At 61.9% G+C, this 26,035-nt stretch carries 26 protein-coding genes; 3 read left to right on the plus strand and 23 right to left on the minus strand.

The annotated features are described in order from the left end of the window. Window positions 1–194: 194 nt before the first annotated feature. From KGA88_RS14005 to KGA88_RS14100, 20 genes are all read right to left on the minus strand, one after another. The gene (locus KGA88_RS14005) at window positions 195–1,421 is read right to left on the minus strand and encodes a beta-ketoacyl-ACP synthase (RefSeq protein ID WP_223591767.1); all 1,227 of its coding nucleotides are present in this window, start codon (window positions 1,419–1,421) and stop codon (window positions 195–197) included. Next, on the minus strand, window positions 1,421–2,149 hold the full coding sequence (fabG, locus tag KGA88_RS14010; RefSeq protein WP_223591770.1) for a 3-oxoacyl-ACP reductase FabG: 729 nt from the start codon (window positions 2,147–2,149) through the stop codon (window positions 1,421–1,423). The genes KGA88_RS14005 and fabG overlap by 1 nt, the downstream gene beginning before the upstream one ends. After that, entirely contained in the window at window positions 2,146–2,607 is a 462-nt protein-coding gene (locus tag KGA88_RS14015; RefSeq protein WP_110660651.1) for a hotdog family protein, read from the minus strand. Before KGA88_RS14015 ends, fabG begins: the two co-directional genes overlap by 4 nt. Beyond that, window positions 2,604–3,800 (minus strand): beta-ketoacyl-[acyl-carrier-protein] synthase family protein, encoded by a 1,197-nt coding sequence (locus KGA88_RS14020; protein WP_223591773.1) that lies wholly within the window; start codon window positions 3,798–3,800, stop codon window positions 2,604–2,606. The genes KGA88_RS14015 and KGA88_RS14020 overlap by 4 nt, the downstream gene beginning before the upstream one ends. Further along, entirely contained in the window at window positions 3,797–4,414 is a 618-nt protein-coding gene (locus KGA88_RS14025; RefSeq protein WP_181432076.1) for a hypothetical protein, read from the minus strand. The genes KGA88_RS14020 and KGA88_RS14025 overlap by 4 nt, the downstream gene beginning before the upstream one ends. Beyond that, window positions 4,414–5,139: a class I SAM-dependent methyltransferase gene (locus tag KGA88_RS14030; protein WP_223591777.1), complete on the minus strand. Its 726-nt coding sequence runs from the start codon at window positions 5,137–5,139 to the stop codon at window positions 4,414–4,416. The genes KGA88_RS14025 and KGA88_RS14030 overlap by 1 nt, the downstream gene beginning before the upstream one ends. Beyond that, window positions 5,136–6,383: an NAD(P)/FAD-dependent oxidoreductase gene (locus KGA88_RS14035; protein ID WP_110660655.1), complete on the minus strand. Its 1,248-nt coding sequence runs from the start codon at window positions 6,381–6,383 to the stop codon at window positions 5,136–5,138. Before KGA88_RS14035 ends, KGA88_RS14030 begins: the two co-directional genes overlap by 4 nt. Then, window positions 6,370–7,527 (minus strand): sodium:proton antiporter, encoded by a 1,158-nt coding sequence (locus KGA88_RS14040; RefSeq protein WP_110660656.1) that lies wholly within the window; start codon window positions 7,525–7,527, stop codon window positions 6,370–6,372. The genes KGA88_RS14035 and KGA88_RS14040 overlap by 14 nt, the downstream gene beginning before the upstream one ends. After that, window positions 7,527–9,866, minus strand: a complete 2,340-nt coding sequence (locus KGA88_RS14045; protein WP_223591784.1) for an MMPL family transporter — start codon at window positions 9,864–9,866, stop codon at window positions 7,527–7,529. The genes KGA88_RS14040 and KGA88_RS14045 overlap by 1 nt, the downstream gene beginning before the upstream one ends. After that, complete coding sequence (locus KGA88_RS14050) at window positions 9,850–10,542, minus strand: outer membrane lipoprotein carrier protein LolA (RefSeq protein WP_411740846.1); 693 nt, start codon at window positions 10,540–10,542, stop codon at window positions 9,850–9,852. The genes KGA88_RS14045 and KGA88_RS14050 overlap by 17 nt, the downstream gene beginning before the upstream one ends. After that, entirely contained in the window at window positions 10,542–10,967 is a 426-nt protein-coding gene (locus KGA88_RS14055; RefSeq protein WP_223591795.1) for an acyl-CoA thioesterase, read from the minus strand. The genes KGA88_RS14050 and KGA88_RS14055 overlap by 1 nt, the downstream gene beginning before the upstream one ends. Then, entirely contained in the window at window positions 10,960–12,504 is a 1,545-nt protein-coding gene (gene hutH, locus KGA88_RS14060; RefSeq protein ID WP_223591803.1) for a histidine ammonia-lyase, read from the minus strand. Before hutH ends, KGA88_RS14055 begins: the two co-directional genes overlap by 8 nt. Continuing rightward, a complete protein-coding gene (locus tag KGA88_RS14065) occupies window positions 12,485–13,426 on the minus strand; it encodes a glycosyl transferase (protein WP_223591806.1) in 942 nt (313 codons plus the stop codon). Before KGA88_RS14065 ends, hutH begins: the two co-directional genes overlap by 20 nt. Then, window positions 13,423–14,157 (minus strand): glycosyltransferase family 2 protein, encoded by a 735-nt coding sequence (locus KGA88_RS14070; RefSeq protein ID WP_110663307.1) that lies wholly within the window; start codon window positions 14,155–14,157, stop codon window positions 13,423–13,425. The genes KGA88_RS14065 and KGA88_RS14070 overlap by 4 nt, the downstream gene beginning before the upstream one ends. 155 nt (window positions 14,158–14,312) lie before the next feature. Next, a complete protein-coding gene (locus tag KGA88_RS14075; protein ID WP_223591808.1) occupies window positions 14,313–15,992 on the minus strand; it encodes an acyl-CoA synthetase family protein in 1,680 nt (559 codons plus the stop codon). Beyond that, window positions 15,989–16,534 carry a hypothetical protein gene (locus tag KGA88_RS14080; protein WP_110659669.1) on the minus strand — a complete coding sequence of 182 codons (546 nt, stop codon included), beginning with the start codon at window positions 16,532–16,534 and terminating at the stop codon, window positions 15,989–15,991. Before KGA88_RS14080 ends, KGA88_RS14075 begins: the two co-directional genes overlap by 4 nt. Further along, window positions 16,531–16,785 carry an acyl carrier protein gene (locus tag KGA88_RS14085; RefSeq protein WP_007992314.1) on the minus strand — a complete coding sequence of 85 codons (255 nt, stop codon included), beginning with the start codon at window positions 16,783–16,785 and terminating at the stop codon, window positions 16,531–16,533. The genes KGA88_RS14080 and KGA88_RS14085 overlap by 4 nt, the downstream gene beginning before the upstream one ends. Before the next feature lie 9 nt (window positions 16,786–16,794). Continuing rightward, window positions 16,795–17,055 carry a phosphopantetheine-binding protein gene (locus KGA88_RS14090; protein WP_110659670.1) on the minus strand — a complete coding sequence of 87 codons (261 nt, stop codon included), beginning with the start codon at window positions 17,053–17,055 and terminating at the stop codon, window positions 16,795–16,797. Next, window positions 17,036–17,845 carry a lysophospholipid acyltransferase family protein gene (locus KGA88_RS14095; RefSeq protein WP_223591810.1) on the minus strand — a complete coding sequence of 270 codons (810 nt, stop codon included), beginning with the start codon at window positions 17,843–17,845 and terminating at the stop codon, window positions 17,036–17,038. Before KGA88_RS14095 ends, KGA88_RS14090 begins: the two co-directional genes overlap by 20 nt. Then, window positions 17,821–18,546 carry a beta-ketoacyl synthase chain length factor gene (locus KGA88_RS14100; protein WP_110659672.1) on the minus strand — a complete coding sequence of 242 codons (726 nt, stop codon included), beginning with the start codon at window positions 18,544–18,546 and terminating at the stop codon, window positions 17,821–17,823. Before KGA88_RS14100 ends, KGA88_RS14095 begins: the two co-directional genes overlap by 25 nt. 356 nt (window positions 18,547–18,902) lie before the next feature. On the opposite strand from KGA88_RS14100, the gene KGA88_RS14105 reads away from it, so the two are divergent. Then, window positions 18,903–19,673 (plus strand): ParA family protein, encoded by a 771-nt coding sequence (locus KGA88_RS14105; RefSeq protein WP_015093167.1) that lies wholly within the window; start codon window positions 18,903–18,905, stop codon window positions 19,671–19,673. Window positions 19,674–19,817: 144 nt separating this feature from the next. On the opposite strand, the gene trxC is transcribed toward KGA88_RS14105, so the two are convergent. Next, complete coding sequence (trxC, locus tag KGA88_RS14110) at window positions 19,818–20,252, minus strand: thioredoxin TrxC (protein ID WP_108230706.1); 435 nt, start codon at window positions 20,250–20,252, stop codon at window positions 19,818–19,820. A gap of 244 nt (window positions 20,253–20,496) precedes the next feature. Between trxC and KGA88_RS14115 the strand changes: the two genes are divergently transcribed. Beyond that, window positions 20,497–20,742, plus strand: coding sequence for a type II toxin-antitoxin system HigB family toxin (locus KGA88_RS14115; RefSeq protein ID WP_411740844.1), 246 nt, complete (start codon window positions 20,497–20,499; stop codon window positions 20,740–20,742). Beyond that, the gene (locus KGA88_RS14120) at window positions 20,739–21,140 is read left to right on the plus strand and encodes a type II toxin-antitoxin system HigA family antitoxin (RefSeq protein ID WP_223591814.1); all 402 of its coding nucleotides are present in this window, start codon (window positions 20,739–20,741) and stop codon (window positions 21,138–21,140) included. The genes KGA88_RS14115 and KGA88_RS14120 overlap by 4 nt, the downstream gene beginning before the upstream one ends. Before the next feature lie 6 nt (window positions 21,141–21,146). Here the strand turns inward: KGA88_RS14120 and selO are convergent, their stop codons facing one another. Both selO and mscK read right to left on the minus strand, forming a co-directional pair. Beyond that, window positions 21,147–22,610, minus strand: coding sequence for a protein adenylyltransferase SelO (gene selO, locus KGA88_RS14125; protein ID WP_223591816.1), 1,464 nt, complete (start codon window positions 22,608–22,610; stop codon window positions 21,147–21,149). Between the two features lie 48 nt (window positions 22,611–22,658). Further along, window positions 22,659–26,018: a mechanosensitive channel MscK gene (mscK, locus tag KGA88_RS14130; protein WP_223591824.1), complete on the minus strand. Its 3,360-nt coding sequence runs from the start codon at window positions 26,016–26,018 to the stop codon at window positions 22,659–22,661. Window positions 26,019–26,035 lie beyond the last annotated feature (17 nt).

The raw sequence follows: 26,035 nt of genomic DNA on the forward strand, positions 1-26,035 counted from the left end.
ACCACTAAAGCCGGACAGTTACAGAAGGAAAGCTGAGCTGTGTTCCTGTGGCGAGGGGGCTTGCCCCCGTTGGGCTGCGAAGCGGCCCCAAAACCAGTGCATCCGATCCGTCAGGTAGCTCCCGTAAGCCGAATTTACGACTGCTTCGCAGCCGAACGGGGGCAAGCCCCCTCGCCACATTTATTACGTGGGGCTCAAGACCAGCGCTTGAAAATCAGCGAAGTATTCACCCCGCCAAACGCAAAGTTATTGTTCATCACATACTGATTGCTCATCTGCCGAAACTCGCCGCGCAGGTAGTCGAGTTTGCCGCAATGCGGGTCGACTTCGTCGAGGTTGAAGGTGTGGGCGTAGAGGTCGCGGTTCATCATTTCGATGCTGAACCAGGACTCCAGCGCACCGCAGGCGCCGAGGGTGTGGCCGAGGAAGCTTTTCTGCGAACTGATCGGCATGTGTTCGCCGAACAGGCTGCTGGTGGCCAGGGTTTCGGCGATGTCGCCCTGTTCGGTGGCGGTGCCGTGGCCGTTGACGTAGCCGATGTCCGACGGTTTCAGCCCGGCATCTTCCAGGGCCAGTTCCATGGCTCGGCGCATGGTGATTTGTTCGGGACGGGTGGTGTGCTGGCCGTCGGCGTTGCTGCCAAAACCGACGATCTCGGCGTGGATGTGGGCGCCGCGCGCCAGCGCATGTTCCAGTTCTTCGAGCACCAGCATGCCGCCGCCTTCGCCGATCACCAGGCCGTCGCGTGCGGTGTCGTAAGGGCGCGGGCTGCGTTGTGGGGTGTCGTTTTTCAGGCTGGTGGCGTAGAGCGCGTCGAAGACCATGGCTTCAGTCGGGCACAGTTCCTCGGCGCCGCCGGCGAGCATCAGCGGCAGGCGGCCGAACTTGATGGCCTCGTAGGCATAGCCGATGCCTTGGCTGCCACTGGTGCAGGCGCTGGAGGTCGGGATCAGGCGGCCGGTGAGGCCGAAGAAGATGCTGATATTGGCTGCCGTGGTGTGCGGCATCATGCGCACGTAGGAGTTGGCGTTCAGGCCTTCGGCCACCGAGTTGAGCAGCATGTTGCCGAATGCCTTGATCTCGTCGGTGCTGCCGGTGGACGAGCCGCAGGCGACGCCCATGCGCCCGTCCTTGATCGTCTCGTCGCCCAACAGGCCGGCGTCGGCCAGTGCCAGCTCCGATGCTCCGACGGCCAGCCGTGACACCCGGCCCATGCTGCGCAGTTGCTTGCGGGTCCAGTGGCTGGGCACCTTGAAGTCATCGATGGGGCCGGCCAGGCGTGTGTTGAGTTCGGTAAAACGATCCCACTCGTCCATCCGGCGGATGCCGCTGCGGTTGGCCGCGAAGTTGCCGGCGATGGTGTCCCAGTCGCTGCCCAGTGAGGTGATGCCGGCCATGCCGGTGACGACGACGCGCTTCATCAGCACAGGCCTCCGTTGACGGCCAGAACCTGCCGGGTGATGTACGAGGCTTCCGCCGACATCAGGAAATTCACCGCGCCGGCCACCTCTTCAGGGGTGCCCATGCGCTGTGCGGGGATCATTTTCATCAGTTCTTCCACCGGCACGTTTTCGTCGAGCATGGCTGTGTCGATCAGGCCGGGTGCGACACAGTTAACGGTGATTTTGCGCTTGCCGAGCTCGATCGCCAATGCCTTGGCCGCGCCGATCAAACCGGCCTTGGAGGCGCTGTAGTTGACCTGGCCACGGTTGCCGATCAGCCCTGACACCGAAGTGATGCAAACAATCCGCCCGGCGGCGCGGCGCCTGATCATCGGCATCATCACCGGATGCAGCACGTTGTAGAAACCGTCGAGGTTGGTGCGCATCACCACATCCCAATCGTCTTCACTCAAGGCCGGGAAAGCACCGTCGCGGGTCAGCCCGGCATTGAGCACCACGCCGTAATAGGCGCCGTGGGTTTCCACGTCGGCTTCGAGAATTTCCTTGCAGCGGGCGCGGTCGGCCACGTCGAACTGCAGGACGCGCGCACGACGACCCAAGGCCTCGACTTCGGCCTTGACGGCTTCGGCGTCGGCCAGGCCGTTGCGGCAATGCAGCACGATGTCGTGCCCAGCCTGGGCCAGGCGCAAGGCGATGGCGCGGCCGATGCCACGGCTGGAACCGGTGACCAGTACGAATTCAGTCATGACTGGACTCCTTCGGGTTCATGGAGATATTGAGCGGCCTGGGGTGGGCGATACACGTTCAGACGGGCGGTAACGTGAATGCCGGGGGCGTTGATGTGGCATTCGAACACGCCCATGCCGTTATCGTCTTCCAGGGAGCGAATGCCGTGGATGGTCAGCTCGGTACCGGCCGGAAAACTTTCGACGTTGCATTCGAACTTGCGGCTGCCGAGCAGGAAACCCAATTCCACCGCATCGCCGCGCTGGCGTGCATGGCAACCGGCGAAGGCGGCCACGCTCTGGGCCATCAGTTCAATGCCGACCCAGGCCGGCAGGCTGCCGTCGGGGAGATTGAACAGGCCATCGGGCTTGACGGTCAGGCGGGTGTAAATCTGCTCTTCATCGAACGCCAGGATCTGATCGATAAGGATCATGTCGCCAGCGTGGGGCAGCAGTTCGGCGAGCGGCCAGTCAATCATGGGGCGTCTCCGATAATCAGGCTGACGTTGTTGCCACCGAAGGCGAAGGAATTGCTCATCAGGTAGCGGGGTGCAATGGACGTCAGGCGCGTGGCCGGGGTCACCCATTGCAGCGGCGGCAGTTCGGGATCGGGCTGCTCGTCCCAGACGTGCGGCGGCAAGGCATGCTCGCGATTGTCCGGGCTCAGGCTCAACCAGCAGAACGCCGCTTCCAGCGCCCCGGCGGCGCCGAGGGTGTGGCCGGTCATCGGTTTGCTCGAGGAGCAGGACACGCCGGCCGGGAACAGCGTCGCCACGGCGTGGCTTTCCATGGCGTCGTTGTGTTGGGTAGCGGTGCCGTGCAGGTTCAGATAAGCGATCTGTTCCGGTTGCAGGTTGGCGCGGCCCAAGGCTTTGCGCATCGCCTGCAGGGCGCCTCGACCCGTCGGCTCCGGGGCGGAAATGTGATGTGCATCGGAGCTGGCGCCACTGCCGAGTAAGGCAATCGGCGGGCTGTCGCCGGCATCTCTGGTCATCAGGAACAGCACCGCCGCTTCGCCAATGTTGATGCCGTTGCGGTTCACCGAAAACGGATTACAGCGTTGTTCCGAGACGGCCTCCAGCGCCGAAAAACCATTGAGGGTCAGCTTGCACAGGGTATCGACTCCGCCACACAGCACCGCGTCGCAAATGCCCAGGTCCAACAGGCGCTGGGCGCTGATCAGGGCTCGGGCACTGGAGGTGCAAGCCGTGGAAATGACATAGGCCGGCCCACTCAATTGCAGCCACTCGGTGAGGAAGTTTGCCGGCGCACCGAGTTCCTGTTGCTGGTAGTCGTACTCAGGCGGGAACTGCTTGTCGCGCAGGTAATGCGCCAGGCCCTGGCTGGCCTCGTCGATACCCGAGGTGCTGGTACCCAGCACCACACCGATGCGGTCGCGGCCGTAGGTCTGGATTGCACTGTCGATGCCCGGGCGGATTTGCAGCGTGGCTTCCAGCAACAACTGATTGTTGCGACTGTGATGACGCGACATGTCGGCTGGAAGGGTTGCCAATGTGCCCTGGACCGCGCCGACCGGCAACGAGCGTTCCGGTACCCATCCGGCGGTGTCGCGCATGCCGGAGCAGTCGCCGGCAAACAGGTTGCGGGCAACTTCCTGCTTGTCGCGGCCCAGCGCGCAGACCAAACCGAGGGCATTGAGGTAAGCCGTCATGGCGCTTCACCGCTGAGGGGGGTGACTTGATAAGTCGGGCCTTTCGGAAACTTCAATTCGAAATTATGTGGTTGTGCGTAGCGAATGTCCCAGCGCTCGGGCAGGGATCGTTGTGTGCCGTGCTGCCAGGCGTCGGGATAGTTGGCCGCCAGTTCATCTTTTGGTGTCAACGCAAACAGCAGCGCCGCGAACAGCTCGCGGGCTCGCGGATTGGGCGGCAGGAAGCCATCGGACTCCCAGGTTTTGTCGATCAATTTCTGCCGGGCCTGGGGAATGCCCAACAGGTCCATCATCGACCAGCGAATCCCCGATTCCTCGCGCTGGATCACCAGTACCCAGTCCTGGCGGTCGTCGGGCTGCAGGAGCTGGATGTGCAGTTGCAGCGGCAACGGCAGGTCCGGATTTTTCTCGGGCAGTGGGGCCCGACCGGCGCAGGCGCTCAGGAGCAGGGTTGTGGCGAGTAACAGAAATTTCAGCATGCCCGCTACCCCTGTAGGAGCGAGCTTGCTCGCGATGGCGGCGATACATTCGACATCAATGTTGACTGACCCACCGCTTTCGCGAGCAAGCCCGCTCCCACAGGTTTGATGTTTCAAGCGACTGGCAATGAACATCACACAGTTCCTTCAAAAGGTTTGCGCGCCACCACATTGACCAGGGTTTCTTCCCGTTGGCCAAAGGGTTTTGGTTTGCACACACCCAAGTGTTCGAGCAGGCCGAAATCCTTGGCGCGACTCCACCACAGGTACGGATAAGACACGTTTTGCGCGGTAAATTCGAAACCCTGCTGGCGAATCATTTGCAGATACTGCGCCGCGCTTTTCTGCACGTGCATGGGGTGGCGGAACAGCCAGCGGATCACCCAGGTATCAATGTAGGCCTCGGTGGATTCGGCGAACAGCAGATAACCGCCGGGCTTGAGCACACGGTAGAACTCGGCCAGTGTCTGTTGCTGTTCCACCAGGTGATGGAAGGTCTGGTGACAGAACAGCAGGTCGATACTGGCGTCCGGCAGGTCGAGGCTGGCGCAGTCGCCGCCGAGCAACTCCACTTCCATGCCCTGGCGGGCCGCTTCTGCGCGGCTCTGCTCCAGGCTGTGGGGATCGGCATCGAGGCCAATCAGGCGACCGGGCGCAAAGGCCTGGCGCAGCAGTGCGAATGACTTGCCCTGACCACAACCGGCATCCAGCAGTACCGCCTCAGCGGGCGGCGAGTCGCTGAACAGGCCGCGCAAATCGTCGATCGCCAACCGCAGCACATAGTGTTGCCAGATCCGGCTGCGCAGGAACCACAACCCGAAACGGGTTTCTTCGACGTAGTTGTCGCTCAAGTAGTTCATGAGGCTTCCCTTGCACAGAATTCCGATATCACCTTCAACCGGCGCCTGGCTTCGCTGACGAACGGGTTGCGCGGGTCCCAGGCATATCCGGCAAGGATGGAGCTGATCATCCCGCGAATTTCCTTTGAGCTGCCCTCATGGAAAATCACATCCTGGAAGGTCCCGGCGTACCAGCCTTCGACGTAGCAACGGAACGTGTCGACGCCGCGCTTGAGCGGTTCGGCGAACTCGGTCTGCCAGTCGACGGCTTCGCCTTGCAGCTGGCGGTGCAACACCCCGGCGGCCATGCTCGCCGACCGCATGGCGATGGTCACGCCGGAGGAGAACACCGGGTCGAGGAATTCCGCGGCATTGCCTAGCAGCGCGAAGCCCGGACCGTGCAGGGTTTTGACGTTGGCCGAGTAACCGCCGATGGTCCGGGCCTCGGTGTCCCACTGCGCATTTTGCAACACGCTGGCCAGGCTGGGCGTCTCGGCAATGAAGCTGCGCAGGCACTGGTCCAGATTGTCGCTGCGGCCGGCGAAACGCTCCTCGGCGGCGACCACGCCGACCGAGCAGCGCCCGTTGCTGAACGGGATGGTCCAGAACCACACGTCGCGCAGGGTCGGATGAGTGGTCACGAGGATCTTGCTGCGGTCGAAGGCAGGGTGGTCGATGCGGTCCTCGACGTGAGTGAAAACCGCCTGGCGCACCGGGAAGTTCGACGGCGCCTCGAGGTCGAGCAAGCGCGGCAGCACGCGGCCGTAACCACTGGCATCGAGCAGGAAATCAGCTGCGATGCGGTACTCGCTGCCGTCTTCGCGGCGCACGCCAAGCTGCGGTTTTTCCGGGGCAATGTCGACGCTGACGATGCTTTCGCCATAGCGGATCTCCACGCCTTGCAGCGCGGCCTGATCGGCCAGCAGCTTATCGAAATCGGCGCGCTGGACCTGAAAGGTCGTCGATTTGCCGTGGCTGAACGTCTCGCTGAAATCGAACGCGCTGTAGCGCTCGCCCCAGGCAAACGCGGCACCGGTTTTCAGCTGGAAACCCGCCGCGTTGACGGCGTCGAGCATGCCCGCTTCTTCGACGAAGTCCAGGCAGTGTGCCAACAGGCTCTCACCGATGGAAAACCGTGGGAAATGCTGGCGCTCGATCACCAGCACATCGTGCCCCTTGCGCTTGAGCAACGCAGCGGCGATGGCACCGGAAGGGCCGGCGCCGATGACCACGACCTGGCGGCATTCCATTTCAACGGTTGGCATGAGGGCTCCTTGCCGGGACAGCGGTTTTCAGGGGGATTCGGTGCATACCGGTCAGGGCTGGCAGCAGTGTAGCGATCAGGCCCATCAGCATCAGGGCAAAGTACAGCGGCGGGCTGATGAGTTGCTGTTGCAGCAGCAGGTTGAGAAAAACGATCTCGCTCAAGCCGCGGATGTTCAGCAGCACACTTTCCCGCCAGCGACTGGCGCCCGTGAACGAGGCACCGGCCCAGCCGAGGCCGAGCCAGTTACCCAGCAGTTTGCTCAGCATCGGCAACAGCAGCAGGGCCAACAGTTGCACCCAGCCGAGGCTGTCGATCGCGCTGTGCACGTTGATCTGCACGATGCCGAACGTGAGGATCAGCGGGATGGCGATGTACGTCTGTAAACGGCTCATCCAGATGGCCGGCAGCGGCAGGACCAAGGGTGCTTTCAGCGCGGCCATGATCAGCACATAGCCGATGCCGAAAATCAGCGCATTGAGCTTGTAGTGCTCGGCCACGACCAGCAGGGCGAAAAAGCACAGACTGTAAAGCCATGTCTGGCGCAAACCGAGCAGCCGTAGCAGCACCGGCAGGCAGGCGCCGGCCAGGGGCAGCAACAGGCTGCTCAGGTGCAGGCTGCCCTGGGCGAGGCCGAAGAGGGTCCAGCAGGCGAGGTCGATGAGGATCGCGGTCTGCACCAGGCGCCGGGTGGCGGCGGGTGGGTAATCGATGTGCCGCAGGTACAGGTACAGCACCGGAATTGCGGTGATGGCGAACAACAGGCCGACGGCCAGCGAGCTGATCCACGGTTGCGCCGGCAACAACCAGACGGCTGTGGCCAGGCCGCAGGCAAACGGAATGCAGAAGCTGGGCAGGGCGATCTTCAGGCTCTGGCGATCCAGGTGCAGGTCGATCACATCGCTGAGGATGTAGCCCAGCAACAGGGCAAAGCTCAGGCTGTAGAGGTTCTTCAACCAGCCCGGCGACACCAGCAGCGCACCGCTCAATTGCCATTGCGGCTCGATCCAGAAATACATCAGCAGCGGCAAGCCGAGGGTCGCCAGCAGCAACTGGCTGACGATGGGAATCAGACCGAAATGCCGGCCGACACGGGTCGCCACGGCGAACAACGCCAACGCCATCGCCCAGAACAGAACCACCATCACGCAGCACGCTCCACGACCGTAGCGCCATGTGCCTGTCGACCGGCCCACGGCGCGAGCAGGAAGCTGAAGATCAGGCCCAGGCTCACCGACAGTCCGAAGTTGCTCACCGCCGGGGTACTCGATACCGCCAGCAGGCCGAACGACAGCCAGGTGGTCAACGCCGCCAGTAGGGTGCCGAGCAGGCTCACCGCCGCGCCACCGACCTGTTCGCGCATCAGGATCGCATAATCGACGCTGATCGCCGTTACCAGCAACAGCCCGAACAGACTGAACAGGGTCAACGGCTGCCCGAGCCAGCCGAGGCTGGCCAGGCTGCACAATGCCGCCAGCAGCGGCAGGGACACGATACGCAACGCACCGCCGAGGCCGAACGGCAGGATCAGCACCAGCACGATCAGCACGCAGGAGGCGAGCTTCAATTCGGCGGCACTGATTTGGGTAGCCGCGAAGACGTTGTTCAATTCACCCAGTCGATCCACCAGTGTCACGCCGGGTAAGTCCTCGCCCTGGAGCCGCAGCAGGGCCGGGTTGTTGATGCCTTGCAGACTGACCATCGCCGCCACGCCGTCATCGGTCGGCCCCAGCCACAGGGGCCGGTAGGGCTCTGCCAGCGGGCCGGCCAACGCAGCATCGATGTCCTCGACAGGCAGTGCCTGTAGCTTCGTCAGCTCTGTTTGCAGTGCCTCGGCCGGCACGCCGACGTCGAGCAAGGGTTGCCAGAACGTTGGCAGTTTGTTCAATGCTGCACGCACCTGCTGCTGTTCGCTTGGCGGGCTGACCAACTGATTGAGCGACAGATAACCCTGGAGCTTTTCCAGGCCGATCAATTGATCCAGTCGTTCGCTCAGGGCGGTCTGGCGTTCGAGCAGTTGCTGCTGATTGTCGGCGCGTATCAGGAAGAACTGGCTGGTGGGTTGATAGCCGGTGATCCGCGCAATGGTGCGAGCTTCGTCGGTCAATTGTTGTGGTGCGCTGATCCACTGGCGAATGTCGTTCTTGCTGTTCAGCTGCAACAGGCCACCCACGCAAAAGGCGATCAGCAGTGCCAGCAAGACCGGTGTTTTCAGCTGCTTGAGCAGGGCTTCACGGCAGCCCAGCAAAAACTCGGACACCTGCAATGGCCATTGCGCCGGGCGCAGGTCTACCCCCTTGAGCAAGGCCGGCAGCAGGCACACGGCGGACAGATAGGCACCGAGCAAACCGGCGGCAGAGAACGCGGCAATCTGGGTCAGCGCCGGGAAGGGTGTCCAGGCCAGGGCCAGGTAACCGATGCCGCTGGTGATCAGGCTCAGGGTCAACCCGGGCAAGGTCAGGCGCAGGGCGGGCCAGCTGTGCCAGGGCTTGAGGCTCCAGCTCTTGGACAGGTAGTGCAGCGGATAGTCGACCGCGACACCGATCAGGCTCGAGCCCAGCACCAGCGTCATCACGTGCATATGGCCGAACAACGCCACGCAGGCCACCGCGCCGAAGAGCATCCCGACCAGCACCGGCACGAAGGCCAGCAACACGCGCCAGCGCCGGAAGGCCAACAGCAGCAGCAACAGAATCCCGACGGTGGCACCACCACCGACCCAGGTCATTTCCCGGGTGGCCTGCTGTTGCCCGTTGGCCGCGTACAGCAAGCCACTGGCGGCGAGCAGTTGCACTTCATGCCGGGCGGCTTCTTTGCGGCTGTGCTTGAGCAAGTCGGCCACCTGCAGTGGCAGGTTCATGTCGAAGGCGTTACCGGTGGTGCGCGCGCGCAGCAGCACCCAGCTCTTGCCATCGGCATCGGCGACCAGAGCGCCGCTGCCGATGTCCAGTTGCACGGAACCGCGTTGTGGCTGGCTGTTCTGGATACGCCCGGTCAGGCCCAGCCAGTCGTCCTGGCTCGGCACCAGGCTGTAACCATTGAACGGGTCGAACAACGCCTGCACCCGTTGCTGGATGAAGGTGTCGGGGTGTTCGATCAGCAGTTGCCGGTCCGCCGCCGAGAGCATCGCCAGGCGACCTTGCAGCAACTGCGTGCGCAGTGCCGGCAAGTCCGCTTGCAGGGTCCACTGGACCTTTTCGAACAAGCCGCTGGCCTGCCATTGCTCGCCGAGTGTCTGCGCCATGGCGACGGCCTGCTGGCGATCGGTATGACCGACCAGCACCAGCATTTCGCGATTCAGCGGCTCTTGCATGCGTTGTTCGGCGCGCAGTTCCAGGGCATCGGGCGCCGTGCCGGGCACCAGTTCCATCAGGTTCGCCGACAGTGGCGCGCCGTCACGCCATTGCCAGCCGGCGAGCGCCAGTACTGCCAGCAGCAGGATCAGGAACAGCCGTGGCAACCACCGTTCACTCGGCAAAGTCATGCTGCTCCGCGTCGCTCAATGGTTGGGCGCTGGTGCTGTCCTGCATGCGCAATAACGTACTGTCGCCCTGGGTTTCGAGCAGTTCGATGCTGTGCACCAGTTCTGCGCCGGTAATGTTGATCTGGTTGAACACCTGCTTGAGCAGCATCGAGCGCGGCACCAGTGTGAGCTTCCAGTTCTGTGCGTCGCCGCTCAGGGACAGTTCGAAATCCCGTTGCAGGCCACTGCTGTCGCCCTGCAGCACGGCGAGGAACAAACGGTTCTGCTCGGCACCGGCGCTTTTGCCCGGCAGCATCTGCCAGACACTGCCGTCACGCCGGGCAATGCCTTTGGCGCTGATGCGGTAGTCCTGTTGCAAGGGCGTTTTCAACAGCCACAACAGGCCGTGGTTCTTCGCCAGGACGAACGTGCCCTTGCTGGTCAGCGGCTGGGGCAGGGCACGCAGGTGTTTTTCCTGGATGAAGTTGCCGTGGATCACCTCGGGCTTGGCCAGTTGATCACTGAGTTGTTGCAGGTCGAAGGCATGGGCCAGTCCAGGAATGCCCAGTAGCACGCAGAAAACTGTAGGAGCGAGCTTGCTCGCGAAAAACCTGAGGGCGCTGCGGGGTGTCAGGTGCCCAGTGTCATCGTTAACGACCATCGCGGGCAAGCCCGCTCCTACAGGGGAACGGGACATCATGGCAGGGCCCTCTCAACCGCGTCGGTGAACACTTTCGGCGAGGTCAGTTGCATCTCGCGGCTGGCGAGGTCGACGGCGACTTGCACCGACATGGCCCGGGTCAGGCGTTCACCGGTTTGCAGATCGCTGATCAGGTAGTTGATCTTCAAGCGGTTCTCCCACTCCACCAGGTTGGCGCGCACGTTGAGTGTCTGGCCGAACACCGCGCCGCGCACGTAGCGCAATTGCAGGTCGATGACCGGCCACGCGTAGCCTGACTCGCTCATCGCGGTGTAGTTGTGGCCGATCCTGTCCAGCAGCGCGCAGCGGGCGACTTCCAGGTATTTGACGTAATGGCCGTGCCAGACCACGTGCATGCTGTCGACGTCAAAGAAGGGGACGACGATTTCCGTGTCGGTGTGCAGGAATCCCTTGCTACGCATGCAGCCTCCAGTGTTGTTCGGCGATGCGTTGCAGGCACAGGCGCAATTCGCCTTCCAACGCGCGGTCTTCGATGACCGGCGGGAAATCCTTGGCCAATTCTTCGTGCATGGCGGCCAAAGCGGGTGGCAGCGGTCGTGCATCTTCAGCCTGGCCACGCAGCCAGACGCCTTGGTTGGCCGCCAGCAGCGTAGCGGCCGCCACCTGTTCGGTGAGTTCCAGCACGCGGATCGCATCCCGGGCGGCGATGGTGCCCATGCTGACCTTGTCCTGGTTGTGGCATTCGGTGGAGCGCGAGAAGACGCTGGCCGGCATGGTGTTCTTCAGCGCTTCGGCGGTCCAGGCACTGGTGCCGATCTGCACCGCCTTGAAGCCGTGATTGAGCATGGCGCGGTCAGCCGTGGCGCCGGACAGGTTGCTCGGCAAACCATGGTTATAGCGCTCATCCACCAGCAGGGCGAGTTGCCGATCCAGCAGGTCGGCGACGTTGGCCACGAGGTTTTTCAGGCTGTCCATGGCGAAGGCGATGTGCCCGCCGTAGAAGTGCCCGCCGTGCAGCACGCGTTCGGCTTCGGCGTCGATGATCGGATTGTCGTTGGCGCTGTTGAGTTCGATTTCGATGAACGAACGCAGCCAGTTCAGGCTGTCGGCCAGCACGCCCAGCACATGGGGCGCGCAGCGCAGGGAATAGCGGTCTTGCAGGCGATGCAGCGGCGCGGTCGGCGCGTCGATGGCCAGGTCCTTGCGCAACCACGCGGCGACCTGCATCTGCCCCGGATGTGGCTTGGCCGCGAACAGGCGCTCGTCGAAGTGCTCCGGGTTGCCCTGCAGGGCGACCACGTTCAGCGCGGTGATGCGCGTGGCCAGTTGCAGCAGGTAATCGGCGCGGGCATAAGCCAGGCAGGCCAGGCCGGTCATCACGGCGGTGCCGTTCATCAATGCCAGGGCTTCTTTGGGACGCAACACCAGTGGCTGCCAACCAAGTTCGCGATGCACGTCGGCGGCTTGCCGGCGTTCGCCGCGGAACATCACTTCGCGTTCGCCGGACAGCGTGGCGGCAACGTACGACAGCGGCGTCAGGTCACCACTGGCGCCCACCGAACCTTCCTCCGGAATCAGCGGCAGGATGTCGTGCTCGAGGAACGCCTGCAGGCGCTCCAGCAGCTCTACGCGCACCCCGGAAACACCGTGGCACAACGACTGCAAACGCGCCGCCAGTACCGCGCGGGTGGCCTGGGCGTCGAGCAGTTTGCCCAGGCCGCAGCCGTGGAAGGTGTACAGATGACGGGGCAGCGCCTCGACGTGATGCAGCGGCACCGCGACCACGCAGGAGTCACCGTAACCGGTGGTCACGCCGTAGATCACGCCTTCCTTGTCCAGCAGAGAGTCGAGAAAACGCGCACCCTTGGCGATGCGCTCGCGGTAGGCGGGATCGCTTTGCAACTGCGTCGGCACTTTGCGGTTGGTCACGGCCAGCACGTCTTCAATGCGCAAAGGGCGTTCGCCGAAGGTTACCGGCTCAAGCGTTGGCGTCGTCATCGGTCTTCCAGAAAGGGTAAAAGTTGAACCATTGTTGGGGCGCTTCAAGGCAATAGTGACCCAAGCGTTCGGCGTAGCGGGACGCCCACTGATGAATGACCTGTTCGCGGTCGCTGCGCTTCCAGATGATTGCATCAGCGAAGGGTTCAATGGTCAGTCGATAGTCGCCGTCGGGCTTTTTCAGGCACAGCAGCAGGTTGATCGGGCATTTGAGCAGGCCGGCCAGCAGCCACGGGCCCTGGGGGAACCTGGCCGGATGACCGAGGAAGTCCACGGTCACGCTGCGCCCGCCATGCAGCGGCACGCGATCACCGGCAATCGCCAGCCACTCGCCGCGCTCCAGGCGTTCGCTCAGTTGCAGCATGACCCCGGGGTCGAGTTCGCTGACCTGAATCAGTCGCAGGTTGGTCGCGCCGGCTTCGCCCAGTAAACGGTTGAACTGTTCGGCGTGCTTGGTGTGCACCAGCACGTTCATCGTGACTTTCTCGCCGATTTCCGCCAGTGCGCGGCAGACTTCCAGATTGCCCAGGTGCGCGCCCACCAGCATCTGCCCGCGGGCTCCGCGCAACTGGTCGCGCAGCAGTGCCGGGTCGATGATTTCGATTTGTTCGATGCTCAGCTTGCCGTTCCACACGTCGAGTTTGTCGAGCATGGAATCGGCGAAAGCCATGAACTGGCCGAACACCCGCCAATGGCTCGGGCGCAATTCGTTGCGGCCGCTCCAGTCGGCCAGGCGTTGCTGGTATTGCCAGGCACTGTGGCGGGCGCTGCGGCCGAACAGGAAAAAGTACAGGACGATGCCGTACAGCACTGGACTGAGTACTCGACGGCCCAGCACTTTGGCGCCGAAGGCGGTGAGTTTCATCAGCCAGAAACTGCCGCGCTCTTCGCGGTCGGCCCAGTGCTGCTTATCTGCGTTCATGCCCGCCACCGTCGCCAGAGGATCACTGGCGCACGCAGCAACATGCCGAAGAACAGCCGCGTGTGCATGCTGGAAATCAGCACGTTGTCGTGGAACATACGAAAATGCGAAACGCCGTCCAGCGGGTAATGGACTTTGGTTTGCAGCCATGACATCGGCTGATTGCGCCAGGCCAGGCGCACGAGGATGTCCGAGTCGAAGTCCATGCGCTTGCCGATTTTCGCTGACTCGATCAGGTCAAGCACCGGGGGCAGCGGATAGACCCGGAAGCCGCACATGGAGTCGCGAATCTGCAACGACAGGGTGTTGATCCAGACCATGACGTGAGTCAGGTAGCGTGCATACAAACGGCCTTTCGGCACGCTGGCGTCATATTGCGGATAGCCGCAAATCACCGCCTGTGGGTGGCGGCGTGATTGTTCGATGAAGCGTTTGATGTCCTGCAAATCGTGCTGGCCATCGGCATCCACCTGCAAGGCATGGCTGAAGCCCAGGCGCGAAGCTTCACGCAAGCCGGTCATGACCGCGCCACCCTTGCCCTGGTTTTCGGCCAGGCGGATCAGGTACACCATTTCACGTTGAGCCAGGCGATCGAGTACCCGGGCACAGCGCGGGCTGCTGGCGTCGTCCACCAGAATGCAGGGCAGATGGCTGGTGATCAACGCGTCGACCACCGTGGTGATCGCGTCTTCGTGGTTGTACACCGGGACGATGGCGCAGGGACTATGCATGCGCTGAAACCTCCACAAAACCCTTGTGGCGAGGGAGCTTGCTCCCGCTGGGCTGCGAAGCGGCCCCAAAACCTTTGTGCACTGGTTTAATGGCGAGCGCTTCGCACTCGAACGGGAGCAAGCTCCCTCGCCACAAAAAGCCTGTTTGCCACAGGTTATGCATGCGCCGTCTCCAGCAAGATCCGTCCGCTTGAGCAGGTGGCGGTTTCGTTGCGATAGGCGAAATACAATTTGCCGCGTGCCGGGTCGAAGCGCAGGTGCAGCTGGATTTCATCGCCCGGGCGCACCAGTTGCTGGAATTTCAAGACCTCCATGCCGGCGAATTTTTCCGGCAGGTTCATCAGTTGCCGGCCCAGGCTCAGCGCCCAGTCCACCTGCACCACGCCAGGCAACACCGGCGCCTTGGGGAAATGACCGCTGAAATAGGCCAGGTCCGGTGGCACGGCCAGTTGCAGGCTCCACTCGCCATTGCTTTCGACTTGCTCCAGCACCTCCGGGGCTTTGGGACGGGGTGTCAGCAGCAGGGCATCGACGTCGGCCTGGGGCAGTTTGCCCTGAGTGTTCAGCGGCAGTTGGCGCAGCAGGCGCCAGCGTCTTGGCAGGGCCAGGGCTTCGCAGTGTTGGCTCAGGTGTTGGCGCAATTGCTCGGTGACGGTGCGTCGGCCTTGATTGCGCAGGGCATGCAGGCCGGATTCAGTCAGAACCAGCAATACGCCGAGCGAGGCGCGGTTTTCCTGGACGACCCCCAGACGCGCCTCAGCAACCCAGTCGTGGGCCATCAGGGCTTGTTCCAGCATCGGCAGCGAGATGCGTTTTTCTTCCAGTTTGACGATCCGGTCCAGTCGTCCAAGCAATTCGAAGCGACCATCGACGGCGATGTGCGCTGAATCGGCAGTGTGTTCGACGTGGCCGACAGGCAAGTAGGGTGAAGCGATCAGCAGCGCGTCATCAATGTCTTGGGTCAGCGTGACACCCGCAAACGGCCGCCAGAGTTCAGCGCCCTGACGCCAGGCGATGCCGCCGGTTTCCGAACTGCCGAAAATTTCCGTTGGCCATTGCCCCAGGCGCTCATGCAGGTCCTGTGCGGCCTCGACCGGCAATGCGCCGCCCGAGGAAAACACTCGACGTACGCAGCTCAGGGCAGGCCAGTCGAGGTTGTCGCCCATGCGCTTGAGCAGCGCCGGACTGGCCACCCAGGCGAAGGCCGGGTGCTCGCGGCTGGCGCGTTGCAGGTCTTCCGGAAAGGCCAACTGCCGACGTACGAACGGGCGTCCGGCGCACAGCGGCCACAACACCCGAAACAGCAGGCCGTAGATGTGCTGGGTGGCGACGCTGCCGATGATGCACGCCGGGCCCAGGTCGGCGCCCCACAGCTGTTCCAGGGCTTCGACTTCATTGGCCAGTTGGCGCAGGTTCTTTTCGATGCGCTTGGGTTCGCCGCTGGAGCCGGAGGTGCACAGGCTGAGTCGGCAGTTATCCAGGTCCAGCGCGGCGGCACCGAGTGGCGGCTGCTGGAAATCGCCAAGGTGCGCATCGTCGGGCTGGTCGCTCAGCCACAGATCGACTTCGCTTGACCAGCGTTGGCGGGTCTGCGCTTGCAGGTCGGACGGCAGCAGCACGCTGACCCCGGCACGCCAGGCGCCAATCAGCGCGACCGCGAGGTCGGCGGCATCCTCAAGGTGCACGGCCATCTGCCGTACCCCCCGGGCCTGCAAGCCGGCAGCCAGGCGCAGCGCCTGTTCGCACAGTCGGGCGTGATCCAGTGCCGGAGCAGTCGTTACGGCGCGCTCGGGCTGAGCCTTGAGCAGCAGGTGCTCAAGTTTTATCCAATTCATGGGCGGCCTCGTACCCTTTGTCGTATGAGCCATTCGATGGCAAACATCAGGCCTATCAAGCCGTAGGAAATCAGGCCGGTGTACAAGGTCCACCAGCTCAGCGGCGCCCAGAGGGTCAGGGCGGCGGCACACAAACCGTTGCAAAGAAAAAAGACGCTCCAGGCGACGGTCACCTGGCGGGTATAGCGAATGCCCTCGGCCGGCAATTGCGGTTCGCGTACCCGGGCCAGGCGTTCGACTATCGGTGGGCCGAATGTCAGGCTCGATCCGAACAGCACCAGCATGAAGCTGCTGATCAACACCGGATACCAGCGCAACAGCGCCGGGCTGTCGAACAGTGCCAGCAACAGACAGAACACGATGGCCACCACCGCCATCCACAGGCTGCCAGGCTGCCGTTTGCCGGTCAGCGCCCGGGCCAGCCACAGTCCGCCCAGCAGCAAGCCGAACTGCCAGGGGGCGAAATGCTCCATGCCGAAATACACCGCAAAGGGATACAAAAGGCCTGCCAGCAGCAGGCCCAGGCCGATCATTCGACTCATGCGGCCGGTTGAACCAGACGGTAGACCGCCTCGACCACGTCACTGACGGTACGCACCGATTTGAATTCTTCGGCGGCGATTTTCTTGCCGGTCTGGCGTTTGATGTGATCAATCAGGTCGACTGCGTCGATGCTGTCGATTTCAAGGTCCTGATACAGGTTGGACTCCAGGCTCACACGCTCGGGGTCCAGCTCGAAGAGCTCGACCAGGGCATCGCGCAGGGTGTTGAAAATGTCATCACGAGTTTGCATGGTCCGGTCTCAAGCTGCCTGTTTTGCGGTGACGAACGCCGCAAGGCTCGCCACGTTACTGAAGTGATTACGGGTGTCCTTGGCATCGGCATCGATTTTGATGCCGTACTTTTTCTGGATGGCCAGGCCCAGTTCCAGGGCGTCTACCGAGTCCAGGCCCAGGCCTTCGCCGAACAGGGTCTGGTCATTGTCGATGTCGTCGGCACTGATGTCTTCCAGGCCAAGGGCGTCGATGATAAGCATTTTGATATCACGGTGCAGATCGCTCATCTTCGGCGAGCTCCTTAATAAAGTAAGAATGTAGATAATCGTTGAGCTTGCGCGAGGCTTGCGGAGCCGGCCCCTGCGCGGCGAAGGTCTGCGGGTCTATATCCGCACCGACCCGGAAACTGAAGTGCACGCGCCGCTTGGGGATGCGATACCAGGGCTCGGCCTTGGTCAGTGTGGTCGGGCTGACCTTGATAATGACCGGGGTGAGGATTTTCGCACCACGCAGGGCGATTGCCGCACCGCCCCGATGAAAGGCCGGCGCCTGGCCGGGCTGGGTGCGCGTACCCTCGGGGAAAATGATCAGGGTCTGGCCGTCTTTCAGCGCGTCGGCAGCGGCGTCGAGCATGTCCATGCTGCCGTCGTTGCTGATGTATTGGGTGCAGCGCAACGGTCCGCGGGTAAAGGGGTTTTCCCAGAGGCTTTGCTTGACCACGCAGTTGGCGTGACGCACCAGGCCGATCAGAAACACCACATCGATCAGCGACGGGTGATTGGCAATGATCATTTGCCCGGGACGACCGAGTTTTTCCGCGCCATCAATGGTGTAGGTCAGCACCCCGGTGCGGGCCATGAAGCGCACAAAAATCCAGAAGCAGCCGCTGACCGTCTGCCGGGCCCGCAGTCGATGGGTCCGGGCGTCGCCCGGCAGGCAGTTCAGCACAGGGAAAATCACCAGGCGCAGGCACAGGCCGCCCAACCCGAACAGGGCAAAGCTCGCGGCGGTGGCCAGCAAGCGCCAGTAATAGGCGTCGCGGTTTTTCTCGGTCACGGGTTGCGTTGCCAGGTCCATACACGATTTTTCCAGGCATGTTGGCAGGTGGTTTGCTGGCCGAGCAACGTACGCAACAGATTCAGCGCGTGTGGCCAGCGGGGTTTGGACAACGCATCCGTGGGCCTGTTCAGGGACAACCGCCAGTCGGTGCCGGGAGTGATCAGCAGACCGACGGCATAGGGGAAAGGCACGTCGTCGATCCAGGTCGAGTAAGCCTCGGGCGGCTGCTCTTCGGTGACCACCAGCAATACCGCGTGAGCGCCTTCAGCCAGTAGCGCGGCAGCTTCCAGCATGCCGTGTTCCAGGCCATCGCCTGCGGCAGCCAGGGCCGTCATTTCGCTGGTTTCACCGCGCATGATCGACCACAAACCAATAATGGCGTTATGCACGGACAAGCTGAACTGGGTCGGCGACAACGGCTGATCGGCGGCCAGATCACTGAGAATGTCGACGGTGCGGGGCGTTTCGCCATGACGGGAAACAAAGACCAATGGCAGATCCTGCCGACCTTCGGCCAATGGCCAGCCGACACTGAATGCCATTCGTGCCAGGCGGCTGAGCCGCCGACGCTGCATGGCTGGCAGGAACGAAACGTCGGGAGCGGCATCGCTGTCCGGCAGCACGACCGGTTGTCGGCTCCAGGCCTGCCAATCGTTCACGCTATCAAGCCCGGGGGCCCAGGCGCGCCATTGGGCGATGTTGAAGTTGATCACAGACATTCATCCCACCCTCACGGGCTTACTTGACGCGGGGGAGTGGCCGAGAACCGAGACTCACCCTGCGTGGCGTCTGGCGCCGAGTGGCGCGCATTATCCCGGTGCCGGGAACGTGTAGCAAATGCTGGTTACATTTTGCTCAGCAAGATGAAGCGGCTGGCTCGAAAAAATTGGACGACTGGTAATTATTCACAAGAATATTTCCCCGTCTGTCGGTTCCGGCGACAAACCAGCGGGGTGTTCAGGGCTTTTCAAGCAAGAGAAGGCAACTGACTGTGTAGTCCCTTTGCCGGCGAGGTAGCGAAGCAACACCGTGGACCACTACACTCGGTCATTCTTTGATACACGGAGGTTTTGACATGCGGCGCGTGGTGTTCAATCAGAAAGGTGGCGTTGGTAAATCCAGCATTGCCTGCAATCTGGCGGCGGTCAGTGCCAGCGAGGGTTTTCGCACCCTGTTGGTGGACCTCGACGCCCAGGCCAACTCCACTCAGTACCTGACGGGGCTCACTGGTAGCGACATCCCGATGGGCATCGCCGATTTCTTCAAGCAGACGCTGTCTTCCGGGCCGTTCTCCAAGAAAAATCAGGTCGACATCTACGAAACCCCGTTCGATAACCTCCATGTCATTACCGCCACCGCCGAACTGGCGGACTTGCAGCCAAAGCTTGAAGCCAAGCACAAGATCAACAAGCTGCGTAAATTGCTTGAAGAGCTGAGCGAAGACTACGACCGGATTTACCTCGATACCCCGCCAGCGCTGAATTTTTATGCGGTTTCAGCATTGATTGCCGCCGATCGTGTGTTGATTCCCTTCGATTGCGACAGCTTTTCACGCCAGGCACTGTACGGACTGATGGCGGAAATCGAAGAGTTGAAGGACGACCATAACGAAGGTCTGGAAGTCGAGGGCATCGTCGTCAACCAATTCCAGGCCCGCGCCAGCCTGCCCCAGCAAATTCTCGACGAACTGATTGCCGAAGGCCTGCCGGTGTTGCCGGTGTACCTGGCCAGCTCGGTACGCATGCGCGAATCCCACCAGGCCAATACGCCGCTGATCCATCTCGATCCACGGCACAAGCTGACGCAGCAGTTTGTCGAGTTGCACAACCTGCTGGAAAACGCCTGAACCGGGCTGACAACACAAAACAAATGTGGGAGCGGGCTTGCTCGCGAAGAAGCCGTTACATTCAACATCTAAGTTGACTGACGCGACGCCTTCGTCGGAACGCCGCCCGGAGCAAGCCCGCTCCCACATTGATTGGTGGTGGCTTCAGATTCCCTGGCTACGCAACCAACTCATCAACTGCGGTAACGGGAAAGCCCCGCTCTGCCGGGCGATCTCCCGGCCGTTCTTGAACAGTATCAGGCTCGGAATCGAGCGAATCCCCAATTGGGCCGACAACTGCTGGTTCGCCTCGCTGTCCAGCTTGGCCAGTCGGCACTTGCCCGCCAGTTGCCCGGCGGCCTGCTCGAACACCGGTGCAAACGACTTGCACGGCCCGCACCAGTCCGCCCATACGTCCACCAGCAGCGGCAGATCGCCCTTGATCTGGCTGGCGTAGTCGCCTTGCTTCAGTTCAAACGGCTTGTTCAGCAGGACTTCGGCCTTGCAGCGCCCGCATTTTGGATGGTCGTTGAGGCGCTCGGCGGGAATGCGGTTGAGGCCGTTGCAGTGGGGGCAGGGGATGAGGAGTGGGTCGGTCATGAGTGATATCCAATGGGAAGCTGATAACACCTAGTTGGAGACGTTTGCTCATGTTTTCAATCGCGCAGTGTCCAGCGTTAAAACTAGGCTGAGTCGTGCCGGGCCAGACCGCTGGTCCACTTCGGATTATCGCAACTTGCGATATTTTTGATCTGTGATTAACTCCCCATCGCAAAATGCGATAAGGATGTTGCATGCATGTTCTCACCGAAAAAGAGTACGTGAAGCCAAGGCCAAATGGCCAATGGCAGCCAATGCGCTGGATCATTGGTATCAATTAGCCAAAGGAAGCAAGCCGTCGGATTTTGCGGCGATGAGAGCCACATTCCCTGCTGTCGACAAGGTAGGTGAGCTTCATGTTTTCGATATCGGTGGCAACAAGCTGCGGTTGATAGCTTTTGTCAGATATCGATCGCAAAAGCTTTATATCAAGCATGTGCTGGATCATCGCGAATATGAACGCGGCAAGTGGAAGGAGGAAAAAGCATGAGTGTACTGATCAAAAAAGCTGCCGAGCATTGGGAGTTTGTCTCACCGCTGCTTCGAAAGCCGAAAAATGAAGATGACTATGACCTGCTGGCGCATGCTCTGGACGAGTTGCTCGAGATGACCGGCGATGATGAGACCCATCCGCTGATGAGCCTGGTGGATATCATTGGTGACTGGATTGAGGAGTGGGACCATAAGCATCACCCGATGCCAAAGCCTAGCGGGGTCGAGATTCTTGGCTACTTGATGCGTGAACACGGCCTGAGCCAGAGCGACCTGCCAGGCGTTGGTCCTCAGTCGGTCGTGTCCGAAATCCTGAGTGGCAAGCGTCAGCTCAACCTGCGCCAAGTCCGCTGGTTGGCCGAGCGCTTCAGCGTGTCGGTAGAAGTCTTTATCTGACCTGCCTCACGACGAACAACTGATCTCCAGATGCTTGCCCCATTCCGGTGGTCGCTCTGCGTAGCTTTCCATCCCCGCTTGTTCCTCGAACGGATTGCTCAGCACTGTGTGCAGTCGGCGGACCTCCGAGTAGTCGCCGCTCTCTGCCGCATCGATGGCCTTTTGTGCCAGGTAGTTGCGCAGGATGTACAGCGGATTGACCGCGTGCATGCGCTGGCGGCGCTGCTCCTGATCAAGCGTGCCTTCACGGGCCACCCTGGCGATGTAGAGTTCGTCCCAGGCATCAAAACCCTTGAGGTCGACGAAGTCATCGCGCAAGCGTGTGATGGCCTCTTCAGGTGCGTCTTCACCCAGGCGACGGAAAAACAGGCTGTAGTCGACGCCGCTGTTTTGCATCAGTTGCAGCAGGTTTTCCAGCAGTTTCTGGTCGTCATCCTCCGCGGTGGTCAGGCCGAGGCGGCGGCGCATCAGGTCCAGGTAATGGGCCTGGAACAGCGGCAGGTACAGGCCGAGGGTTTCGCGCAGGGCTTCGACGCTGATGAATGGCGTCAGGGCCTGGGCCAGGGCGCTGAGGTTCCACTGGCCAATCGGCACCTGGTTGCTGAAGGAGTAGCGGCCCTGGTCGTCGGAGTGGTTGCAGATGAAGTTGGCGTCGAAGTCGTCGAGGAAGGCGAACGGGCCGAAGTCGAAAGTGATGCCGAGGATCGACATGTTGTCGGTGTTCATCACGCCGTGACAGAAACCATAGGCCTGCCACTTGGCAATCAGCTCGGCATTGCGCTCGACCACTTCACGGAACATCGCCAGGTACGGTTCCGGTTGTTCCAGGCACTGCGGGAAATGCATGGCCAGCACGTGGTCACCCAGCTCTTTCTGCTGCTCGGGACGTTTGGTGTAGTAGAAATATTCGAAGTGGCCAAAGCGCACATGGCTTGGTGCCAGGCGCAGGACCATGGCCGCGCGCTCCTGCTTTTCGCGCCACACCGGGGTGTCGGAGCCGATCACGCACAGGGCGCGGGTGGTCGGGATGTTCAAGGCGTGCAGGGCTTCGGAAGCGAGGAATTCGCGGATCGATGAACGCAGTACCGCGCGGCCGTCGCCCATGCGTGAAAACGGCGTCTGGCCGGCGCCCTTGAGGTGCAGGTCCCAGTGCTCGCCAGCTGCGTTGTAAACCTCGCCCAGCAACAGGCCGCGACCGTCGCCCAACTGCGGGTTGTAGGAACCGAACTGATGCCCGGAATAGACCATCGCCCTTGGGATTGCATCGGCCCAGAGCTTGTGGCCGCTGAACAGTTCGGCGAACTCTGGGGTTTCGGCCACGGCCGGGTCGAGATCGAGCAGCGCCATGGCGGCGGGGCTGGCCACGACCAGGCGCGGATTGTCGATGGGCTCGGGCAGCACATGGGCGGAAAACGCATCGCCCAAGCGGTCGAAGCGATTATCGAAAGTGAGTTCGTCGAGGGCTTTCAAGGGCCAGCTCCAGCAGAATGTCCGAGCATTCTGCTGGGGAACGGCCGGTTAGTCGAGTTTGGCGGCGGGCGGTTCTTGCGCTGGTTTGCCGTCGACCAGTGGCACGATGGTTTTCGCTTCCGGTTCGATTGGCACCATCTTGTATTCCTGGCCGTGCAGGTTCTTGAGGTAAACCTCCATTTGCCGGAACGAGATGTTGATGTGCTGCTTCTTGAACTCGCGGTTGATGAAGCGGTTGACCTCATCAAGCACCGGGTTGCGGTCGCCGAGGTCGCGCACGTGCATGCGCAGCTCGTGGTCGAGGGTACTTTCGCCGAAGTTGAGGAAGTACACGTGGGGTTCCGGATCTTTCAACACGCGCGGGTTGTCGCGCGCGGCTTTGAGCAGCAGCTCCTTCACCAGGTCCAGGTCAGAGCCATAGTCCACGCCAAGCTTGAGAGTCACCCGGGTGATGGTGTCGGTCAGCGACCAGTTGATCAGTTGCCCGGTAATGAACGTCTTGTTCGGGACAATGATGTCCTTGCGGTCGAAGTCGGTGATGGTCGTGGCGCGGATGCGAATCTTGCTCACCGTGCCCGACAGGTTGCCGATGGTGATGGTGTCACCGATCCGCACCGGACGTTCGAACAGGATCATGATGCCGGAAATGAAGTTGGCGAAGATCTCCTGCATGCCGAAACCGAGGCCGACCGACAGCGCCGCCACCAGCCATTGCAGCTTGTCCCAGCTTACGCCGAGGGTCGACAGCGTCGAGACGAAACCGACGCCGGCGATTACGTACGACAGCAACGTGGTGGTCGCGTAGGCGCTGCCCTGGGCAAGATTGAGCTTCGATAGCACGAACACTTCCAGCAAGCCTGGCAGGTTGCGCGCCAGGGCGAAGGTGATGCCGATGATGATCAGCGCGCCGAGCATGTCGCCGATGCTGATCGGCACCATGCTCATGTTGGCGCCGGTACCGCTGGTGTATTCGTAGAGGGTGATGTTGTCCAGGTACGAGAACACCGTGATCAGGTCGGCCCAGACCCAATAGAGTGCCGCCATGAAGCCGCCGAGCAGCGCCAGGCGGATCAAGCGCAGGGACTGTTCGTTGACCTTCTCGATGTCCATGGTCGGTTCTTCGATCACCACTTCACCATCGCCAGCCTCTTTCGCCGCCAGCCGCTTGGCCAGGGCGCGCTGGTAGGCCAGGCGCCGGGCCGCCACACTGAGACCGCGCACGAAAGTGGCTTCGATCACCAGCCAGAACATCAGCAGGTACAGGGTGTTGATCAGGCGGTCGCTGAGTTTCAGCGCCGTGTAGTAGTAGCCGAAGCACACCGCCACGAACAGCGCGACGGGCAGGGCGGTGAACAGGATCCCCACGAGCTTGCGGAACAGCGAGGCGTTCTCGTGGGTCGGGCTGCTGATGAGCAGGCGGCTGAGCAGCAAGGTCATCAAGGCGTAGCAGGTGAGCACCACCGGCATGCCGATCACGTCATCGGCCAGCGCCGCCGGTTGCAGTTCGGCAACGGCAACAACAGTCACCAGTGCCATTACCACGATGCCGAGGCGGCGGATCCATCTGCGCAGGAACTCCACCTGGGGCTTTTCCCAGCGGAAATGCAGTTCTGCCACGCCACCCGGCGCGAGGATCCGGTAGGCGGTGTAGAACACCAGCCAGGCCCCGGCCATTTGCAGCAGCGCCGCGCCCATGTTGGCGTTCTGCCCACGGGCGTCGATTCGCAGGGCCAGCCCGCACAAGGCGAGGCCCAGGGAAACCGGCATCGCCAGCAGGATATTGATCAGGATGGCCTGCGGCGTGTGCCACTGGCTATCGCGTTTGAAGTGACCGATGTCCTGGTGAACCTTGTTCAGTCGCGCGTACAGATTCTTGCGGCGCCAAAGCAGCGCACCGATCAGCAGCGCGAGCGGCAGGAACAGCAGCGGGCGCTGGGTCAGGCCGTCGGTCAGTTCGCTCAGGCTTGAAAGTACCGGCAGTGAGTCGAGTTGCCGCTGCAGGCGATCCGGCACGCTGTGAACCCACTCCAGGTCCAGCGGCTTGTTGCTCGGAATCCAGAACATCTGCTCATCGAGCGTCGCCCGCAGGCTTTGCGCGGTGCTGAGCAGTTGCTTCTGGTTCAGTTGCAGGGTGATGGATTCATTGAGTACCGCGCTCAGTTCGCGATTGAGGCGCTCCAGCAGGTCCGCACGGGTGGTGGCCAGTTCCATCAGGCTTTTGCGCAACTGCGGCGTGACTTGCTCGGGCGGCTGGGTCGCCAGCAGGTTATCGACGTAGGTGGTCGGATTGCTCAGCAACTCCCGCTGCTGGCTGACTTCGAACTGATACAGGCGAATGTCGGCGATCTGGTCGGCCAGGTTGCGGTCGAGCCGCAGGCGCGGCAACGCCTGTTTCTGTTTGTAGAGAATCTTCGAGAGCAGCAGGCTGCCTTTGAGCACGTTGATTTGCTCGTCCAGGGCCGAGTCGCTCTGGGTCAGGCTGTCCAGCTGTTGCTTGGTCTGCAGATTCTGCTGGGTGACTTCGTTGAGGCGGTCGGTACTTTTGAGCAGGTAGTCCGAGAGCTTCAGGTTGGCCGCGCTTTCGGTGGCCAGCAGGCTGCTGCCGCCAGCCTTCTGCGCTTCGATGGATTGCTGGGTGACCGTTTCCTGGGACAACGCCAGGCGTTTCTGGTTGATCAGGGTTTGCAGTTCCTGGATTTCCCGATCCAGGCGGTCGGATCGCTCCGACAGCAGGTCATGCTGGCTGTTGCCCAGGTCTTGCAGTTGGGTATTGCCGGCCAGTTCCTGGCGGCGCAGCGGGATCAGGGCGTTCAGCGCTGCCAGCTCGGCATTGAGCAGGTCGCGCTGCTCGGCGCTCAAGGTCTTGCCGGCGTCCTTGCCGTTCTTGAGGATGTTGTTGATCTGCTGAATGCGCGTCTGGCTGCTGGAAATCTCCGCCTGGGCGCGCTCGGGGCGGGTCTGGGCGGTGATGATCAGGCTGTTTGCATCGGCCAGGGCTTTTTGCAGGTCGCTTTGCTGGGTGGAACGCTCGGTGAGCAATTGTTCCAGCTGCTGGATCGGTTCCTTGGTGAAACGCTGCGCCACCGGCACCACGGTGCTGGCCTTGAGGCGGGTCAGTTCACGCTGGTTCTCGAGCGTCTGCTTGGGTGCAGAGCTCAACGTTTGCTTGAGATCGGCCAGCTTCTGCTCGTAATCACGCTTGTTGTTGAGCTGATTCAGCGTGTTTTGCAGGACGGTTTGCAGGGCTTTCTGATCGGCTTCCGGCAGTTTGCGGTCGGCGATCTTGTCCAGGCTCGCCTGCACGGCTTCGCTGGAGGGCGGTTCGGCCGCTTGCAATGTACCGACAGTACCGACAGAGAGACTCAAGCCCAGCAGGGCGATGGCGAAAAAAGAGCGCAGGTTAGGCATAAAGACCGGTCAAGCAA

The sequence above is a fragment of the Pseudomonas sp. A-R-19 genome (assembly GCF_019956575.1).
Lineage (GTDB): Bacteria > Pseudomonadota > Gammaproteobacteria > Pseudomonadales > Pseudomonadaceae > Aquipseudomonas.

Excerpts from the sequence above, each read along its gene's own strand:
- KGA88_RS14065 (WP_223591806.1), bottom strand. The coding sequence starts at position 13,426 with ATGAACGCAGATAAGCAGCACTGGGCCGACCGCGAAGAGCGCGGCAGT.
- KGA88_RS14105 (WP_015093167.1), top strand. The coding sequence starts at position 18,903 with ATGCGGCGCGTGGTGTTCAATCAGAAAGGTGGCGTTGGTAAATCCAGC.
- trxC (WP_108230706.1), bottom strand. The coding sequence starts at position 20,252 with ATGACCGACCCACTCCTCATCCCCTGCCCCCACTGCAACGGCCTCAAC.
- KGA88_RS14030 (WP_223591777.1), bottom strand. The coding sequence starts at position 5,139 with ATGAACTACTTGAGCGACAACTACGTCGAAGAAACCCGTTTCGGGTTG.
- KGA88_RS14095 (WP_223591810.1), bottom strand. The coding sequence starts at position 17,845 with ATGGACCTGGCAACGCAACCCGTGACCGAGAAAAACCGCGACGCCTAT.
- mscK (WP_223591824.1), bottom strand. The coding sequence starts at position 26,018 with ATGCCTAACCTGCGCTCTTTTTTCGCCATCGCCCTGCTGGGCTTGAGT.
- KGA88_RS14025 (WP_181432076.1), bottom strand. The coding sequence starts at position 4,414 with ATGTTCATTGCCAGTCGCTTGAAACATCAAACCTGTGGGAGCGGGCTT.
- KGA88_RS14015 (WP_110660651.1), bottom strand. The coding sequence starts at position 2,607 with ATGATTGACTGGCCGCTCGCCGAACTGCTGCCCCACGCTGGCGACATG.
- KGA88_RS14020 (WP_223591773.1), bottom strand. The coding sequence starts at position 3,800 with ATGACGGCTTACCTCAATGCCCTCGGTTTGGTCTGCGCGCTGGGCCGC.
- hutH (WP_223591803.1), bottom strand. The coding sequence starts at position 12,504 with ATGACGACGCCAACGCTTGAGCCGGTAACCTTCGGCGAACGCCCTTTG.
- KGA88_RS14040 (WP_110660656.1), bottom strand. The coding sequence starts at position 7,527 with ATGGTGGTTCTGTTCTGGGCGATGGCGTTGGCGTTGTTCGCCGTGGCG.
- KGA88_RS14080 (WP_110659669.1), bottom strand. The coding sequence starts at position 16,534 with ATGAGTCGAATGATCGGCCTGGGCCTGCTGCTGGCAGGCCTTTTGTAT.
- KGA88_RS14045 (WP_223591784.1), bottom strand. The coding sequence starts at position 9,866 with ATGACTTTGCCGAGTGAACGGTGGTTGCCACGGCTGTTCCTGATCCTG.
- KGA88_RS14005 (WP_223591767.1), bottom strand. The coding sequence starts at position 1,421 with ATGAAGCGCGTCGTCGTCACCGGCATGGCCGGCATCACCTCACTGGGC.
- KGA88_RS14035 (WP_110660655.1), bottom strand. The coding sequence starts at position 6,383 with ATGCCAACCGTTGAAATGGAATGCCGCCAGGTCGTGGTCATCGGCGCC.
- KGA88_RS14115 (WP_411740844.1), top strand. The coding sequence starts at position 20,497 with ATGGCAGCCAATGCGCTGGATCATTGGTATCAATTAGCCAAAGGAAGC.
- KGA88_RS14100 (WP_110659672.1), bottom strand. The coding sequence starts at position 18,546 with ATGTCTGTGATCAACTTCAACATCGCCCAATGGCGCGCCTGGGCCCCC.
- KGA88_RS14120 (WP_223591814.1), top strand. The coding sequence starts at position 20,739 with ATGAGTGTACTGATCAAAAAAGCTGCCGAGCATTGGGAGTTTGTCTCA.
- KGA88_RS14055 (WP_223591795.1), bottom strand. The coding sequence starts at position 10,967 with ATGCGTAGCAAGGGATTCCTGCACACCGACACGGAAATCGTCGTCCCC.
- KGA88_RS14085 (WP_007992314.1), bottom strand. The coding sequence starts at position 16,785 with ATGCAAACTCGTGATGACATTTTCAACACCCTGCGCGATGCCCTGGTC.
- KGA88_RS14090 (WP_110659670.1), bottom strand. The coding sequence starts at position 17,055 with ATGAGCGATCTGCACCGTGATATCAAAATGCTTATCATCGACGCCCTT.
- fabG (WP_223591770.1), bottom strand. The coding sequence starts at position 2,149 with ATGACTGAATTCGTACTGGTCACCGGTTCCAGCCGTGGCATCGGCCGC.
- KGA88_RS14050 (WP_411740846.1), bottom strand. The coding sequence starts at position 10,542 with ATGTCCCGTTCCCCTGTAGGAGCGGGCTTGCCCGCGATGGTCGTTAAC.
- KGA88_RS14075 (WP_223591808.1), bottom strand. The coding sequence starts at position 15,992 with ATGAATTGGATAAAACTTGAGCACCTGCTGCTCAAGGCTCAGCCCGAG.
- KGA88_RS14070 (WP_110663307.1), bottom strand. The coding sequence starts at position 14,157 with ATGCATAGTCCCTGCGCCATCGTCCCGGTGTACAACCACGAAGACGCG.